This window comes from Actinomadura napierensis, from assembly GCF_039529375.1.
GTDB lineage: Bacteria > Actinomycetota > Actinomycetes > Streptosporangiales > Streptosporangiaceae > Spirillospora > Spirillospora napierensis.
Map to the genome: position 1 here is coordinate 1 of NZ_BAAAMR010000287.1, position 815 is coordinate 815.

At 38.8% G+C, this 815-nt stretch carries 2 protein-coding genes; one reads left to right on the top strand and one right to left on the bottom strand.

The features are described from left to right. The coding region (locus ABD296_RS49475; RefSeq protein WP_344285499.1) for a DcrB/PsbP domain-containing protein at positions 1–351 on the bottom strand (351 nt) is incomplete at its 3' end. 295 nt (positions 352–646) lie between these two features. Between ABD296_RS49475 and ABD296_RS50785 the strand changes: the two genes are divergently transcribed. Beyond that, a partial coding sequence (locus ABD296_RS50785) for a PspC domain-containing protein (RefSeq protein ID WP_407061595.1) occupies positions 647–815 on the top strand: 169 nt, incomplete at its 3' end.

Consider the following 815-nt stretch of genomic DNA (forward strand, 5'->3'; position numbering starts at 1 on the left):
ACCAACACGACCAAAATGAACAACATTCCAATACGCAGTTCCATCAGGTAATAAATTTAAAATATATTCTGCCTCGCCTGTTTCACAATCGGCAAAATTATCTTCACATGAAATACGAGTATGATAACGGCCTGCATATTGTTGGTCTGCTTCGGATAGTTTTGAGGTTTGATCTGGGACGCCCTCAGGCAAGAAAGTTCGTCCCGCTGCATCATCTAGAGTTTTAACCTTAGTGGTGCTTTTAATCAAACTATCTTCATGTCTAGAAGTCGTTGCTACCGCGGAGTGATCTTTAGAGTCGGCATGATTTACATCACAGGCACTTAACCCCATACACAAGATGGCTGCCACACCCAAATGTTTCATTAAAAGACCAGACGACTTCAAAGACATATACATCATTCACATACAACAGCAATGCTACAGTTCAACCTTATTGTTCAGGAACGATATCATCGCTGCTACAAACACTTTCAGCCCCGAAACAGTGCATTTTAGTAGATGTTGCTTTCATTGATTTAAACCATTTACATATTTTAACCATTTTTAGTTTTGTGAACCTTTAATTCATTCGGATTGGCTCCATATTCTTATTAACCAAGTGAATAAATGATTCCTTGTAACTTATATATTTGAGGAGACTTAGATGGCCAATTCTGGTTTATATCGCTCGAACCGACAAAGCATGATCGCCGGTGTAATGGGCGGTATTGCTGAACGATTTGGTTGGAATGCAAATTTATTACGCATTATTTTCGTGTTAGTTTCGATAATGAGCGCGGCTTTTCCAGGGATTTTAGTGTACTTAGTTTTAT